The organism is Rhodoferax bucti (assembly GCF_005876985.1).
Classification (GTDB): domain Bacteria; phylum Pseudomonadota; class Gammaproteobacteria; order Burkholderiales; family Burkholderiaceae_C; genus Allorhodoferax; species Allorhodoferax bucti.
In genome coordinates this window covers 520,358-535,027 of the sequence record NZ_VAHD01000002.1, presented here as the reverse complement: position 1 = coordinate 535,027, position 14,670 = coordinate 520,358, and the positions used below count along the sequence as shown (strand labels likewise).

Annotated in this window: 9 protein-coding genes and 1 pseudogene; 8 read left to right on the top strand and 2 right to left on the bottom strand. The window is 64.4% G+C overall.

Annotated elements, in window-relative coordinates:
- Positions 1 to 42: 42 nt before the first annotated feature.
- The 4 genes from FDM28_RS09110 to FDM28_RS09095 all read left to right on the top strand — a co-directional run bounded on the left by FDM28_RS09110 (position 43) and on the right by FDM28_RS09095 (position 4,524).
- On the top strand, positions 43 to 1,287 hold the full coding sequence (locus FDM28_RS09110) for a CmpA/NrtA family ABC transporter substrate-binding protein (RefSeq protein ID WP_138514834.1): 1,245 nt from the start codon (positions 43 to 45) through the stop codon (positions 1,285 to 1,287).
- Between the two features lie 9 nt (positions 1,288 to 1,296).
- Complete coding sequence (ntrB, locus tag FDM28_RS09105; protein WP_138514833.1) at positions 1,297 to 2,235, top strand: nitrate ABC transporter permease; 939 nt, start codon at positions 1,297 to 1,299, stop codon at positions 2,233 to 2,235.
- Positions 2,236 to 2,246: 11 nt separating this feature from the next.
- A complete protein-coding gene (locus FDM28_RS09100; protein WP_138515228.1) occupies positions 2,247 to 3,065 on the top strand; it encodes an ABC transporter ATP-binding protein in 819 nt (272 codons plus the stop codon).
- 244 nt (positions 3,066 to 3,309) lie between these two features.
- Positions 3,310 to 4,524 carry an MFS transporter gene (locus FDM28_RS09095; protein WP_138514832.1) on the top strand — a complete coding sequence of 405 codons (1,215 nt, stop codon included), beginning with the start codon at positions 3,310 to 3,312 and terminating at the stop codon, positions 4,522 to 4,524.
- A gap of 57 nt (positions 4,525 to 4,581) precedes the next feature.
- On the opposite strand, the gene FDM28_RS09090 is transcribed toward FDM28_RS09095, so the two are convergent.
- Both FDM28_RS09090 and FDM28_RS09085 read right to left on the bottom strand, forming a co-directional pair.
- Complete coding sequence (locus FDM28_RS09090) at positions 4,582 to 6,336, bottom strand: bifunctional protein-serine/threonine kinase/phosphatase (RefSeq protein WP_138514831.1); 1,755 nt, start codon at positions 6,334 to 6,336, stop codon at positions 4,582 to 4,584.
- Positions 6,337 to 6,395: 59 nt separating this feature from the next.
- Entirely contained in the window at positions 6,396 to 7,703 is a 1,308-nt protein-coding gene (locus tag FDM28_RS09085; RefSeq protein WP_138514830.1) for a type IV pili methyl-accepting chemotaxis transducer N-terminal domain-containing protein, read from the bottom strand.
- A gap of 322 nt (positions 7,704 to 8,025) precedes the next feature.
- Between FDM28_RS09085 and nirB the strand changes: the two genes are divergently transcribed.
- The 4 genes and pseudogenes from nirB to FDM28_RS09065 all read left to right on the top strand — a co-directional run bounded on the left by nirB (position 8,026) and on the right by FDM28_RS09065 (position 14,666).
- Positions 8,026 to 10,467 (top strand): nitrite reductase large subunit NirB, encoded by a 2,442-nt coding sequence (gene nirB, locus FDM28_RS09080; RefSeq protein WP_138514829.1) that lies wholly within the window; start codon positions 8,026 to 8,028, stop codon positions 10,465 to 10,467.
- 14 nt (positions 10,468 to 10,481) lie between these two features.
- Positions 10,482 to 11,276, top strand: coding sequence for a type IV pili methyl-accepting chemotaxis transducer N-terminal domain-containing protein (locus FDM28_RS09075; protein ID WP_138514828.1), 795 nt, complete (start codon positions 10,482 to 10,484; stop codon positions 11,274 to 11,276).
- Between the two features lie 80 nt (positions 11,277 to 11,356).
- Positions 11,357 to 11,725: pseudogene (gene nirD, locus FDM28_RS09070) on the top strand (nitrite reductase small subunit NirD); the annotation flags it as partial.
- A 106-nt stretch (positions 11,726 to 11,831) separates the two neighbouring features.
- On the top strand, positions 11,832 to 14,666 hold the full coding sequence (locus tag FDM28_RS09065; RefSeq protein WP_138515227.1) for a nitrate reductase: 2,835 nt from the start codon (positions 11,832 to 11,834) through the stop codon (positions 14,664 to 14,666).
- The last annotated feature ends 4 nt before the right edge of the window (positions 14,667 to 14,670 follow it).

Below are 14,670 nucleotides of genomic sequence, written 5' to 3'. Positions count from 1 at the left end.
TTTGTTTTTCGCTTTGTGTTTTTAACCTTCTGGAGTTGTGTCATGACCGATCTTCTGAAAGCCAAACTCAGCCGTCGCGCTGTTCTGCAAACTGCTGCCGTCGGTGCCATCGGCATCGACCCCGCCCTGCGTGCCGTGGTGTATGCCGCCGGCTCCGACGCCCCGGAGAAAACCGAAGTCAAGATCGGCTTCATCCCCCTGACCGACTGCGCCAGCGTGGTCATGGCCTCGGTGCTGGGCATTGACCAGAAATACGGCGTCAAGATCATCCCCAGCAAAGAAGCGAGCTGGGCCGGCGTGCGCGACAAGCTGGTGAATGGGGAACTCGACTTTGCCCACGTGCTCTATGGCCTGGTCTACGGGGTGCACCTCGGCATTGGTGGCCCCAAGAAGGACATGGCAGTGCTGGCCACGCTCAACAACAACGGCCAGGCCATCACCCTGTCAAAAAAACTGGCAGACAAAGGCGCGGTGGACGGCGCCGGCCTGGCCAAGCTGATGGCCAGCGAAAAACGCGAATACACCTTCGCCCAGACCTTCCCCACCGGCACCCATGCCATGTGGCTGTACTACTGGATGGCAGCCCACGGCATCAACCCGCTGCAAGACGCCAAGGCCATCACCGTGCCGCCGCCCCAGATGGTGGCCAACATGCGCGTGGGCAATATGGACGGCTTCTGCGTGGGCGAGCCTTGGAACCACCGCGCCATCATCGATGGCATCGGCGTCACCGCGGCCACCACCCAGGACATCTGGAAAGACCACCCCGAAAAGGTGCTCGGCACCACGGGCGATTTCGTCAAGAAATACCCCAACACCGCCCGCGCCGTGACCGCCGCCATTCTGGAAGCCGGCAAGTGGATTGACGCCAGCCTGTCCAACAAAAACAAGATGGCCGAAACCATTGCCGACAAGAGCTATGTGAACACCAGCGTGGACGCGATCAACCAGCGCATTCTGGGCCGCTACCAGAACGGTCTGGGCAAGACCTGGGACGACCCGAACTACATGAAGTTCTACAACGACGGCGCGGTGAACTTCCCCTACCTCTCGGACGGCATGTGGTTCTTGACCCAGCACAAGCGCTGGGGCTTGCTCAAAGACCACCCTGACTACCTCACGGTGGCCAAGCAGATCAACCAGATCGAGATCTACAAGCAGGCAGCCACTGCCACCAAGACACCGCTGCCCAAGAGCGATATGCGCAGCAGCAAACTGATCGACGGCGTGGTGTGGGACGGCAAGGATCCCAAGAAATACGCCGACGGTTTCAAAGTCAAAGCCTAAGGAGCCGACATGGTCAGCGCCGTATTTCACTCGCCACTCGACGTCAGCGCCGAGGGCTCTGCTATCAAAAAAGAAGCTGCTCCCGCATATTCGGCGGGCGCTGGAAGCCTGAAAGATGCCAAACCTGCACCCCAGGTGCAAGCTGAGAAGGCGGCCCCCGGCTACGACTGGAGCGGCCTGCTGCTCAAGGTTTTGCCGCCGTTTTTCGGGCTGGCGCTGCTGGTGGGCATCTGGGCGATGGTGAGCATCGGCACGGCCAGCTCCATCCCCAGCCCGCTGGAAACGTGGAAGCAGGCGGTCGTGATTTTTAGCGACCCGTTTTACAGCAAAGGCCCCAACGATCAGGGCGTGGGCTGGAACATTCTGTTCTCGCTCAAGCGCGTGGCCGTGGGCTTCGGCCTGGCGGCGGTCGTGGGTATTCCGGTGGGCTTTTTGATCGGGCGGTTTGAGTTTTTGAGCCGCATGTTCAACCCGCTCATCAGCCTGCTGCGGCCCGTGTCGCCACTGGCTTGGTTGCCCATCGGTTTGCTGGTGTTCAAGGGTGCGAACCCGGCTGCCATCTGGACCATCTTTATCTGCTCCATCTGGCCCATGATCATCAACACCGCGGTGGGCGTGCAGCGCGTGCCGCAGGACTACATGAACGTGGCCCGCGTGCTCAACCTGAGCGAGTGGAAGATCGTCACCAAGATCCTCTTCCCCTCCGTGTTGCCCTACATGCTGACCGGCGTGCGTCTGGCAGTCGGCACGGCCTGGCTGGTGATCGTGGCGGCCGAGATGCTGACCGGCGGCGTGGGCATTGGCTTCTGGGTGTGGGACGAGTGGAACAACCTCAACGTCAAGAACATCATCATCGCCATCTTCGTGATCGGCATCGTGGGCCTGCTGCTCGAGTACGCGCTCATCAAGTTGGCCACTGCATTCACCTTTGAGGAAGTGAAGTCATGAGCATCGAATCCATGAACTCCAAGTACATCGAAATCCAGGGCGTAGAGCAAACCTTCAAAACCAAGAAGGGCCTGTTCCCCGCGCTGCGCGACATCAACCTGACCGTGGCCAAAGGCGAGTTTGTCGCCCTCATAGGCCACAGCGGCTGCGGCAAGTCCACCCTGCTCAACCTGATCGCCGGCCTGACCCTGCCCACACAAGGCTCGCTGATTTGCGCCAGCCGCGAGATTGCAGGCCCCGGCCCCGAGCGTGCGGTGGTCTTCCAGAACCACTCGCTGCTGCCTTGGCTGACCTGCTTCGAGAACATTTACCTCGGCGTGGAACGCGTGTTCGGCACCCGCAACCCCGGTGCTGCGGCCGAAAGCAAAGCCCAGCTCAAGGCCCGCACCGATGCCGCTTTGGCGCTGGTGGGCCTGACCGCCGCCGCCCAAAAGCGCCCCGGTGAGATCAGCGGCGGCATGAAGCAGCGCGTGGGCATTGCCCGTGCGCTGGCCATGGAGCCCAAAGTGCTACTGATGGACGAGCCCTTTGGCGCGCTAGATGCGCTGACCCGTGCCAAGCTGCAGGACGAGTTGCTGGAGATCGTGGCCCGGACTGAGAGCACCGTGGTCATGGTGACCCATGATGTGGACGAGGCCGTGCTGCTCTCCGACAAGATCGTGATGATGACCAACGGCCCGGCCGCCACCATTGGCGAGGTGCTCAGCGTGGACCTGTCCCGCCCCCGCAACCGCGTGGCCTTGGCCGACAGCCCCGAGTACCTGGGCTACCGCAAGGCAGTGATCGACTTCCTCTACACCCGCCAGGCACACGTAGAAAAAGCAGCGTAAACCGGAGTTTCAAGCTGTCCGACAAGAGCGTCCTTTGGGACGCTCTTTTTTTGTGCATGCCGCGCACCTTTATCAGGCACAGTTCCTGCTTGAGTTCATCACGACCAACGAAGGTCTAGCAGTCTTGCGGTTGATGAAGGCCCTGCCACTGCGGCAGCGCGCACCAGGTGTCCGGCTCCCTTGCGGTGCCGGCGATCGCCGCACGTCTTTCCACTCCCCCAGCCCCTCTCTACGGAGCCTACTCATGGCCGGATTTCGTCAATTTCTGAAAAGCGGACACACCCCCACGCTGTTCGCAGCGTTTTTTTACCTGATGTTCTCGTTCGTCATCTGGGTCATGAACGGTGCCATGGCGCCCTTCATCAGCGAGCAGTTTCAGCTGACGGCAGCACAAAAGGGGCTGCTGCTGTCCATTCCCATCATGGCGGGCGCCATCATGCGCTTTCCCCTGGGCTTGCTGGCCCAGTACGTCGGGCGCAAAACCGCGACGTTGGTGGAGCTGACGCTGATCACCTTCACCATGTCGTTCGGCTACTTTTTTGTGCACACCTATGACGACTTGCTCAAGATGGCACTGTTGTTGGGCGTGGCCGGAGCCAGCTTTGGCGTAGCCATGTCGCTGGGGTCCGGCTGGTATCCCCCCAAATACAAAGGCCTCGCCATGGGCCTGGTGGGCGCGGGCAACGCGGGCACTGCGCTGGCTGCCCTGCTGGCCCCCCCTTTGGCACAGGCCTATGGCTGGCAAACCGTCTACGGCTTTGCGGCCTTGGCATCCTTGGTCCCCATGGCAGTGGTGCTGCTCATGGCCAAAGAGCCGCCCGACCGGGACGAACACGCCAGCATGCGTGAGCACCTGGCCTGCCTGCTGGAGAGCGACGGCTGGGTCTTCAGCCTGATCTACGTGGTGACCTTTGGTGGCTTTATTGGCATCGTCACCTTTTTACCCACCTACTACTACGACCAGTTTGGCGTGAGCAAGGTGCAAGCCGGGCAGCTGACCATGCTGGCCGCCCTGATGGGGGCCGTGGTGCGTGTGGCGGGCGGCTGGATTTCGGACCACTGGGGCGGCGTCAACACCCTGAGCGTGGTGCTGGTGGTGGTGGCTGTGGCGTTGGTGGGCGTGGGGCTGTCTGCAAGCTCTCTGGTCATGACCACCTTGCTGCTGATTCTGTGTTTTGCCGCTTTAGGCGCAGGCAACGGTGCGCTCTTTCAATTGGTGCCCCTGCGCTGGCCCACCTCCACAGCGGTGGCCGGCTCCATGATCGGCGAGATCGGCGCCCTGGGCGGCGGCACTATTCCGGCGCTGATGGGGCAGTCCAAACAGCACCTGGGCAGCTTTTTGCCGGGCTTCGTGGTGCTGGCCATCTTCTCGCTCTTGATGCTGGTCGTCATGCGCAAGCTGCAAGTCCGCTGGACCCGCACCTGGGCAGAGAAAGGTGGGCGCGCGCGAAGTGCTTGAGAGCAATCAGCTATCAATACGATAGCTTCTCGCGCATATTCCACGGTCGCTAGCGGTCTATTTTGGCAAAAAAAGCAACCAGTACACCAGCAACAGATTGATCAAGCCCAGCGTGCCGGTGGCCAGCTTCCAGACAAAGCTGGGGTCGCGCTGGATGAGCGGGGTGCCATGGGGCGCGTGCAAGGCGCGCGAGGCACCGCGCTCCAGGGCCAGCAAAAATTCTTCGGCGGTTTCAAACCGCTGGCGCTGGTCCAGCGCCACGGCCTTGAGCACCACATGGTTCAACCAAATGGGCACCTCGGGGTTGTGCCGGCTTGGCGGCGTGGGGTCGCGGTGGTAGCGGCCCACCTGGTAGGGCAGCACCTCACCATAGGGCAGCTTGCCGGTCAGTAGCTGGTAGAGCGTGACCCCCAGGGCGAACAAATCACTTTGCGCGTTAGGCAGCTGCTCCTGGGCGCCCTCTGCCCCGGCCGCTTCGCCCTTGCCGCGAAAACCCCATTGCTCGGGATTCACATAGCTGGGGGTACCGGCATGCAAGGCGCGCATGGCGGCCGGCTCGCGCCCGGACAAGGCCACGCCCAGGTCCAGCACGCGCAGCACGCCGTCGTCACCCAGGTGCAGATTCGCGGGCTTGATGTCCCGGTGCACCACGCCCTGGCGGTGCAGCCGCGCCAGCGCCTTGAGCGCCTGCATGGCATAGCCCAATGCGGCCTCAGCCGCCACACGCGGCTGCCGCTCCAGAATCTGCTGCAAAGTTTCGCCACCGTGCCAGTCATACAGCACATAAAACGCCGAGCGCTCCCGCCCGTTGGGCAGCCGTGCGTGCACCGATACCCAATGGTCCGCACCGCGTGACGACTGCATGCGCGCCCCCAGCCACGCCTCATGGGCCAGCATGGCGCGCTCCTCCTGGTCGTGCGCGCGCGCAGTGTTCAGGGTTTTGAGGGCGTACAGCACCTGGGTCGCCGGGTCGCGCATCTGGTAGAGCACGTTGATACCGCTGTCCGCCACCAGGTGCGTCATCACCAGGCCGTCGAGCGTATCGCCCACCTTCAGGCGCGGGGGAATGGGCAGATGCTGGGCCATGCGGCTGGCGTCGGCCAGCGTGGCCTCCAGCAGACCGCGCACCCGCACCACGATGGCCGACACGTTGTCATGGCTGCCTTTGGCCAGTGCCTGGTCCACCAGCTTTTGGCTGGCCTCGCGGGCGTCATGGCCAGCGAGGTACTCCGGCAGGCGTTTGGCCGGGACCTCCCCATGCACCCCATCGGTGAGAAGGATGAACACATCGCCCACCTGCAGGTCGCCCTGCACATAGTCCACCACCAAATGGTCTTGTGCGCCCACGGAGCGCAGCAGTTGGTGTTTGAAGTCCGGGTGGTTGACCACATGGTCCTGGGTGAGCTGCGTCGCCCGGCCCTCGCGTACCAAATAGCAGCGGGTGTCGCCCACATGCGCCAGCGTGTACGAGTGTCCGCGCAAGACCAGGGCGGTCAGCGTGGTCAGGCCCGTGGCCGGCTGGCGGCGGCGGTTGATGCCGCACAACCAGGTGTTTTGCGCCGCAATGATGCGGTCCAGCGCCACGGTGGTGTCCCAGGTTTCCGGGGTACCGAAGTAGTCGCGCACCACACTGGTGACCGTGGTCTGGGCAGCCTCGCGCCCCATGCCACCGGCACTCACACCGTCGGCAATGGCCACGATGGAGCCCATGTCCTCTTGCCCTGCAGAGGGCAGCATGGCGGCGCAAAAGTCTTCGTTCAGAGGTTTGCGGCCCGCCTGGGATGCAAAGCCGATATCTATATCAAATGCCATGCACCACCTTAAGCAATATCAGTGCCCGAAATGAGCGCATCGCACCAAACTTGTGCGGGTTAACCCTCGCGGGAGGATTTCCCCATCAGCATGTGCATGCTGTGTTCGTAATGGACCGAGAGGCGCTCAAACAGCGTCAGCAGCGTTTCACTGCCCTGGGCCAGAGCGTCCCGGTGGGTGCCGCGCCGTGCGAGCGGCTTGCGCTGCCCCTCCCGCGCGGCATCCACCATTTGCAACCACGCTACCCCGGCGGCGCTCAAGTCGGCGTGGATATCGGGGGTGCTCAGCGGAATGCCATTCAGGTAGGTGAGTGCCGCCTCAAACTCCTCTTGCACGCTGCGCATGCCCTCCTGGGCCTTGCGGGACACCGGGCTGTCGGCAGGGGCCTGCGTGGCCAGCAATGCAAATTTTGCGAAACGCTGCGACAGCATGCGCTGGCGCCCCGCCAGGTTCAGCACCTGCAGGGGGGCGCCGGTGCCCGCACTCTCCAGGCTGCCCGTCAGGCGCTCGGCCCCCAGCAGCAGGGCCTCCGCCGCGTCTTCCACCGCAGCGCTGTCGGCCCCCGCCAGCGCGGCTTTGAGTTGCTCCCAGGTGCTGGCCACCTGCTCCAGCAAGTCTCCATAGGTGGCTTGCGACAGGTTTTTGCGCAGCAGGGCGAAGTTGCCGTCCACCCACTGCACCGACTCCTGCAACAGCGCGTCCGGCGGCTCGCCCTGCCCACCGGCGGCCTGTAGCAAGTGCAGTTTGACCAACCGCTGGGACAGCATGCGCAGCTGGCCGGCGCGGTTAACGCTCTCCGCCGCCTGGGCGGACTGGATGATGTGCTGGGAGAGCTGCCCCATGCGCTGGTTGCTGCTCATGGCCGCGGAGCGCAGGGTGCGGAAGGCGTCATCGTCCGAGAGACTCTGGGCGCGCATCAGGATGCCTTTGGCCCGGTCCACCGCCTTTCTTTCTTCCAGGCGGGTGGCCATGTCTTCCAGCGCCCGCCGCAGCTGCTGGGCCTTGGTATGCCGCGCCTGCGCCAGGTGAATGAGTGAACGCAGGCGGTGGCTGGCATAGCCCTGCACCACGTAGACATGCACCCCGCTCTCTGTGGCGTGGGCGATGTGGGCCGCATCCGCATCCTGCGTGAAAAAGAGGGTGGGCGCGGGCTGGGTTTTTTCCAGCGTTTCGATCGCCTCAAACCAGGCCGCGCCGGGGCGGGACACATCGCAGATCACCACATCTGGTGCATGCAGCACTGCCGCTTGCACCAACTTGCTGCATTCGTGCACCGTTGCCAGCAGCGTGATTCCCGCCGCAGACAAGTCTGCCGCAAGGCCGGGAGCGGTGGGAGAACGGCTGGTGCACAACAAGGCGGTGGTCATAGAGGTGAGTAGCTAAGGGGCGTAAGGGCCATTTCAACACGCCATGGGCTGATCCGCCGGGTGCGGGACACGCGCGTGTAAAAGAGGTGGCGATCTTATGGCACAACTTTTGCGTAGCTGAAGACAAGACGCAACGACGCGTCCGAATGAGATGACAGCCTGCACCCCTTCTGCGCACAACGACGTCGCGCAGTGGCTCGCTGCCCACACCAGTGCGTTCTGGTGCGCCTCTGCCTGAGGCGCGGATCTCCCCTACCCCCGTTTTAGGTCTGCAGCCTCGCTGCAACCCCAACCCACTTCTCGTGTTCTAGGAGTAGCCACTATGAAAAAACTGAAATTGGTGATGATCGGCAACGGCATGGCCGGTGTACGGACCCTTGAAGAGCTGCTCAAGGTTGCGCCTGACCTGTATGACATCACCGTCTTCGGTGCCGAGCCGCACCCCAACTACAACCGCATCTTGCTCAGCCCCGTGCTGGCCGGTGAGCAGACGCTGGACGAGATCGTGCTCAACTCCTTTGAGTGGTATGCCGAGAACGGCATCACCCTGCACGCAGGCAAAAAAGTGACCGAGGTGGACCGCGTCAAGCGCGTGGTCAAGGCGTCTGACGGCACCGAGGCCGCGTACGACCGCTTGCTGATCTGCACCGGCTCCAACCCCTTCATCCTGCCCGTGCCTGGCAAAGACCTGCAAGGTGTGATCGCCTACCGCGACATTGCCGACACCAACGCCATGATCGAGGCTGCCACCAAGTACAAGCACGCCGTGGTCATCGGCGGTGGCCTGCTGGGTCTGGAAGCCGCCAACGGCCTGATGCTGCGCGGCATGCAAGTCAGCGTGGTGCACGTACAGCCCACGCTGATGGAGCGCCAGCTCGACACCGTGGCCGGTGCTTTGCTGCAAAAGTCGCTGGAAGAGCGCGGCCTGAGCTTTCTCATGGGCGCGCAAACACAAGAGCTGGTGGGTGGTGAAGACGGCCGCGTCAAGAGCATCAAGTTCAAAGACGGCACCGAAGTGCCGGCCGACCTCGTCGTCATGGCCGTGGGCATTCGCCCCAACACCGAGCTGGCCCAGACGATGCGCCTGCATGTAGACCGCGGCATTGTGGTGACCGACACCATGCAAACCGTGACCGATGCCCGCATTTACAGCGTGGGCGAATGCGCGGCGCACCGCGGCATTGCTTACGGCCTGGTCGCCCCCTTGTTTGAGCAGGCCAAAGTGGCCGCCAACCACCTGGCCGAGTACGGCATTGGCCGCTACCAGGGTTCGCTCACCTCCACCAAGCTCAAGGTCACCGGCATCGACCTCTTCAGCGCCGGCAATTTCACGGGTGGTGAGGGCTGCGAAGAAATCGTGATGAGCGACCCCTTTGGGGGCGTGTACAAAAAGCTGGTCATCAAAAACGACCAACTCGTGGGCGCCTGCATGTACGGCGACACCGTGGACGGCAGCTGGTACTTCAAGCTGCTGCGCGAAGGCCGCAGCGTGGCTGACATCCGCGACAAGCTGATGTTTGGCGAGGGCGGCGCCAACATCGGCGACGTGGGCCACCAGGGCCAAAACAAGGCTGCTGCCATGGCGGACAGCGACGAGGTCTGCGGCTGCAACGGCGTCACCAAAGGCACCATCTGCAAGGCCATCAAAGAGAAAGGCCTGTTCACCCTGGACGAGGTGAAGAAGCACACCAAAGCCAGCGCATCCTGCGGCTCCTGCACCGGCTTGGTAGAGCAGATCATCATGTTCACCGCGGGTGGCGACTACTCGGCCACGCCCAAGAAGAAAGCCATGTGCGGCTGCACCGACCACAGCCACCAGGAAGTGCGCGACGCCATCTTCGCCAACAAGTACCTCACCATTGCCGCGGTGCAACAGGGCATGGGCTGGAAGACGCCCAACGGCTGCTCCAGCTGCCGCCCCGCGCTGAACTACTACCTGATCTCCAGCTGGCCCAAGGAGGCCAAGGACGATCCGCAAAGCCGCTTCATCAACGAGCGCAGCCACGCGAACATTCAGAAGGACGGCACCTACTCCGTCATCCCCCGCATGTGGGGCGGCGAGACCACGGCCGACGAGCTGCGCCGCATTGCCAACGCGGTGGACAAGTTCAAGATCCCCACGGTCAAGGTCACCGGCGGCCAGCGTATCGACTTGCTGGGCGTGAAGAAGGAAGACCTACAAGCCGTGTGGCAAGACATCGGCATGCCCAGCGGCCACGCCTACGCCAAGGCCCTGCGCACCGTGAAAACCTGCGTGGGCTCAGAGTGGTGCCGCATGGGCACCCAGGACAGCACCCAAATGGGCAAAGACCTGGAGCGCGCCCACTGGCGCATGTATGCCCCGCACAAGGTGAAGTACGCCGTGTCCGGCTGCCCGCGCAACTGCGCGGAGGCTGGCATCAAGGACGTGGGCATCATCGGCGTGGACAGCGGCTGGGAGATGTACATCGCCGGCAACGGCGGCATCAAGACCGAAGTGGCGCACTTCTTTGTGAAGCTCAAAACCGCCGAAGAAGTGCTGGAGTACACCGGCGCCTTCATGCAGCTCTACCGCAAAGAAGGCTGGTACCTGGAGCGCACCGTGCACTATGTGAGCCGCGTGGGCCTGGACTACGTGAAGAAGCGCATTCTGGAGGACGCCGAGGGCCGCAAGGCGCTGAACGAAGAGCTGCTGTTTGCGCTGGATGGCGAGCCCGACCCGTGGTTCGACTTCCAGGACGCGCAGGTCGATACCCGCCAGTTCGCGCCGGTCGCCACCGCCTGAGCCCGGGAGCCACCATGCAACGCAGAAGCCTGATTGCCGCCGCCGGTGCCACCGTGCTGGCCGGTGGCCTGCCCCTTGCGCACGCGCAAGTGGTAGACCTGAGCGACGCAATCAACAAAGCCGGCCGCCTGCGCATGCTCAGCCAGCGCATGGGCAAAGCCTGGCTGGCCGTGTTGTTGAGCGTGGAAAAAACCAGCGCGCAAATGGTGCTGGACAAATCGATTGCCCTCTTCAACCGGCACCTGGTGGAGCTCAAAGCCTACGCCCCCAACCCTGAGGTGCTGGTCACCTACACCAAGCTGGAAGCGGCGTGGAGCGACTACCAGGCCCAGCTGATCGGCAAAGCGCCCGCGCGGGATGCAGCCGCAGCCCTGCTGCAGCAGGATGCCAAAGTGCTGGCCCTGGCCCACCAAGGTACCCAGCAATATGAAGCCGCGCTGGCCAAGCTGGTGGGCAAGCTGGTGAACGTGGCCGGCCGCCAGCGCATGCTGAGCCAGCGCATGGCCAAGTTTTATCTGGCCACCACCCTGCCCGTCGACGCGGCAACCGCCGGCATGGAAATTACCAAGGCGCGCGGCGAATTCGTCTCGGCCCTGGGATTGCTGAAAACCGCCCCGGAAGCGAGCACCCGCATCAAGGAGGAGCTGACCCTGGCCGAGGCGCAATGGGTGTTTTTTGACACCGCCTTGCAAAACCTGCAAGAGGGTGCCCAGCGCCCCCGCCCCATGGCCGATGTATTTCTGGCCAGCGAAAACCTGCTGAGCGTGATGGACCGGGTCACCGGCCTCTACGCCAGCCTCAAAGCGTGATTCAGTAACCAAACAAGCCACCAGCGCACGCGTAACAAGCGCGAGCAGCTACCAAAACCATAGCAAACCGGAAGACTGACATGACCGAATGGACCCGCATCTGCACCCTGGAAGACATCCCCGTACTGGGCTCACGCCGCGTGGAGCGCACCACCGGACTGGACGTTGCCATCTTCCGCAACAGCCAGGACGAGGTGTTCGCCCTGCTCGACCGCTGCCCCCACAAAGGCGGCCCGCTGTCGCAAGGCATTGTGTTCGGCACCAGCGTGGCCTGCCCGCTGCACAACTGGACCATCGGCCTGTGCGATGGCCAGGCCAGCGCGCCCGATGAGGGCTGCACCCCCAAATTCAGCGTGAAGCTGGAGGCCGGCGTGGTCTACCTCAACGCCACCGAGCTGCAAAGCCACGGCACCGATTTGGTACGCCCCATTGCAGGGCCCGCACGCCGCAAAAACACCGACCCCCACGCTCCACCGCTGCGCGGGTCGCTGCCCCCCGAGGGGGCGCAGCCTGGCTTGGGGCGGCCCGGCGCGGCGGCTTGACGCGCACATGGCCATGGTCAAAGAAACCCGTTCCACCTGCCCCTACTGCGGTGTGGGCTGCGGCGTCATCATCCAGAGCGAAGGTGCGCAGATCACCGGCGTCAAGGGCGACCCTTCTCACCCGGCCAACTTCGGCCGCCTGTGCTCCAAGGGCAGCACCCTGCACCTGACGGCCACGGCCGAAGTCACGCTGCAAACCCGCCTGCTGCAACCCCTGCAGCGCCCGCAGCGCGGGCACACGCCCGAGCCGGTGACCTGGGACAGCGCCCTGCACACCGCCACCACCCAGTTCGCCCGCATCATCCGCGACCACGGGCCGGACGCCGTGGGCTTCTATCTCAGCGGCCAGCTGCTCACCGAGGACTACTACGTCTTCAACAAGCTGGCCAAGGGCCTGATTGGCACCAACAACCTCGACACCAACTCCCGCCTGTGCATGAGCAGCGCGGTGGCCGGCTACAAGAAGTCGCTGGGGGCCGACGCGCCCCCCTGCAGCTACGAGGACCTGGCACTCGCCTCCACCCTGTTCATCGCCGGGTCGAATGCGGCCTATGCCCACCCCATCCTCTTTCGCCGCATCGAAGACGCCAAGGCCGCCAACCCCGCACTGAAAATCGTGGTGGTGGACGTACGCCGCACCGACACGGCCGAGGCGGCCGACCTGTTCCTGCAAATCCAGCCCGGCACCGATGTGATGCTGTTCAACGGCATGCTGCACCTCATGCTGTGGGAAGGCTGGACGGACGCGGCTTTTATTGCCGCCCACACCGAAGGCTTTGACGCCCTCAAGGCACTGGTGCGCGACTGCACCCCCGAAGCCGTGGCCGCCGTCTGCGGCATTCGCAAAGAAGCCCTACTGGAAGCCACACGCCTGTTTGCCCAGTCTCCGGCCACGCTCAGCCTATATTGCATGGGGCTCAATCAGTCCAGCGCCGGCACCGCCAAAAACACCGCCCTCATCAACCTGCACCTGGCCACCGGCCAGATCGGCAAGCCCGGCGCCGGCCCCTTCAGCCTGACCGGCCAGCCCAATGCCATGGGCGGGCGCGAAGTGGGCGGCCTGGCCAACCTGCTTTCCGCCCACCGCGACCTGGCCAACCCGGTGCACCGCGCCGAAGTGGAGGCCTTGTGGGGCCTGGACCTGCAGGGCCGCACCGTGCCCGAGGTGCCGGGCAAATCGGCCATCGAAATGTTCCAGGCCGCCGCTGACGGTGAAATCAAAGCCCTGTGGATTGCCTGCACCAACCCCGCGCAAAGCCTGCCCGACCAGGCCACCGTGCGCCGCGCGCTGGAACGCGCCGAGTTCGTGGTGGTGCAAGAAGCCTTTGCCACCACCGCCACCGCCCGCTATGCCGACCTGCTGCTGCCCGCCACCACCTGGGGCGAAAAAGAAGGCACGGTTACCAACAGCGAGCGCCGCATCTCCCGCGTGCGTGCCGCCGTGCCCGCCCCCGTCCCGCACGACAACGGCCCGCGCCACGACTGGGCAATTGCCGCCGACTTTGCGCAGCGTCTGGAAGCCGCACTGGGCCACACCCCAGTGCACCCCACGCTTTTCCCCTACCCCACGCCCGAATCGGTGTGGAATGAGCACCGCGAAAGCACCCGCGCCCGCGACCTCGACATCACCGGCCTGAGCTACGCCCAGCTCGAAGCCGCGCCCCAGCAGTGGCCCCTGCCCGAGGGCGCTGCCACCGGCACCGTGCGCCTGTATGAAGACGGCGTGTTCCCCACGCCCAGCGGCCGCGCCCGCTTTGTGGCCACGCCCTACACCCCGGTGGCCGAGCCGCGCGAGGCGCGCTACCCCTTTGCCCTGACCACCGGCCGCCTGCGCGACCAGTGGCACGGCATGAGCCGCACCGGCACCTTGGGCCGCCTCTTTGGCCACGTGCGCGAGCCGGCCCTGCAGATGCACCCGCAAGACATGGCCCGCCGCCTGCTGACTGAGGGCGACCTGGTACACATCACCAGCAAACGCGGCTCCATCCTGGCGCCCCTGCAAGCCAGTACCGAGGTGGGCTTGGGCCAGGTGTTTCTGCCCATGCACTGGGGTGACGAGTTCTTGAGCGGCCACAGCCACACCGGCGAGCGCTTGGGGGGCGTGAACGCCCTCACCAGCCCCGTGTTCTGCCCCGACTCCAAGCAACCCGAGCTCAAGCACGCCGCCGTCAAGGTGCTCAAGGCCGACATGCCCTGGCACCTTAGCGCGCTGGCCTGGCTGCCGGCCGACCGGGTGCTGGCCCGCCGCACCGCCTTGCAAGCGCTGATGGCACGCTTTGAATTTGCCAGCTGCGTGCTTTTCGGCAACGATGCTGCACTCGGCCAGGCCGGGCGCACCGGCGTCATGTTCCGGGCGGCGGGCAGTGCTACGCCGCCGGATGCGCTCTTGGCCGAGATCGAAGCCCTGCTCGAACTCAACGGCCCCGACGCCGTGCGCTACGCCGACCCCCAACGCGGCCAGCGCCGCGTGGTGCGCCTGCAGCGCAGCACAGTGAACGCCACGCTGGAGGGCTTTTTGCTCAGTGGCGACACCCGCGCCCGTGACTGGATGGCCGCCCTGCTGCGCGAAGAGCAGCCCGCCCAAAACTATGGCCGCGCCCTGCTCGCCGGTGGCGCTACGCCCCCGTTGCCAGTGCTGAGCAAAGGCAAAACCGTATGCACCTGCTTCAATGTGAGCGACAGCGCCATCACCGAGACCCTGGGCCACTGCACCGGCAGCGATGCCGAGCGCCTGGACCAGCTGCAAGCCCGCTTGCAGTGCGGCACCAACTGCGGCTCCTGCATTCCGCAGTTGCAACGCATGGTCAAGGCCACGCCGGTCGCCGCCACGGCAGGCGCCGGGGCATAAGGAC

Bases quoted from the DNA above. Each gene is read 5' to 3' on its own strand.
- FDM28_RS09075 (WP_138514828.1), top strand. From the start codon at position 10,482: ATGCAACGCAGAAGCCTGATTGCCGCCGCCGGTGCCACCGTGCTGGCC.
- FDM28_RS09085 (WP_138514830.1), bottom strand. From the start codon at position 7,703: ATGACCACCGCCTTGTTGTGCACCAGCCGTTCTCCCACCGCTCCCGGC.
- FDM28_RS09090 (WP_138514831.1), bottom strand. From the start codon at position 6,336: ATGGCATTTGATATAGATATCGGCTTTGCATCCCAGGCGGGCCGCAAA.
- FDM28_RS09065 (WP_138515227.1), top strand. From the start codon at position 11,832: ATGGTCAAAGAAACCCGTTCCACCTGCCCCTACTGCGGTGTGGGCTGC.
- nirB (WP_138514829.1), top strand. From the start codon at position 8,026: ATGAAAAAACTGAAATTGGTGATGATCGGCAACGGCATGGCCGGTGTA.
- FDM28_RS09110 (WP_138514834.1), top strand. From the start codon at position 43: ATGACCGATCTTCTGAAAGCCAAACTCAGCCGTCGCGCTGTTCTGCAA.
- ntrB (WP_138514833.1), top strand. From the start codon at position 1,297: ATGGTCAGCGCCGTATTTCACTCGCCACTCGACGTCAGCGCCGAGGGC.
- FDM28_RS09100 (WP_138515228.1), top strand. From the start codon at position 2,247: ATGAACTCCAAGTACATCGAAATCCAGGGCGTAGAGCAAACCTTCAAA.
- FDM28_RS09095 (WP_138514832.1), top strand. From the start codon at position 3,310: ATGGCCGGATTTCGTCAATTTCTGAAAAGCGGACACACCCCCACGCTG.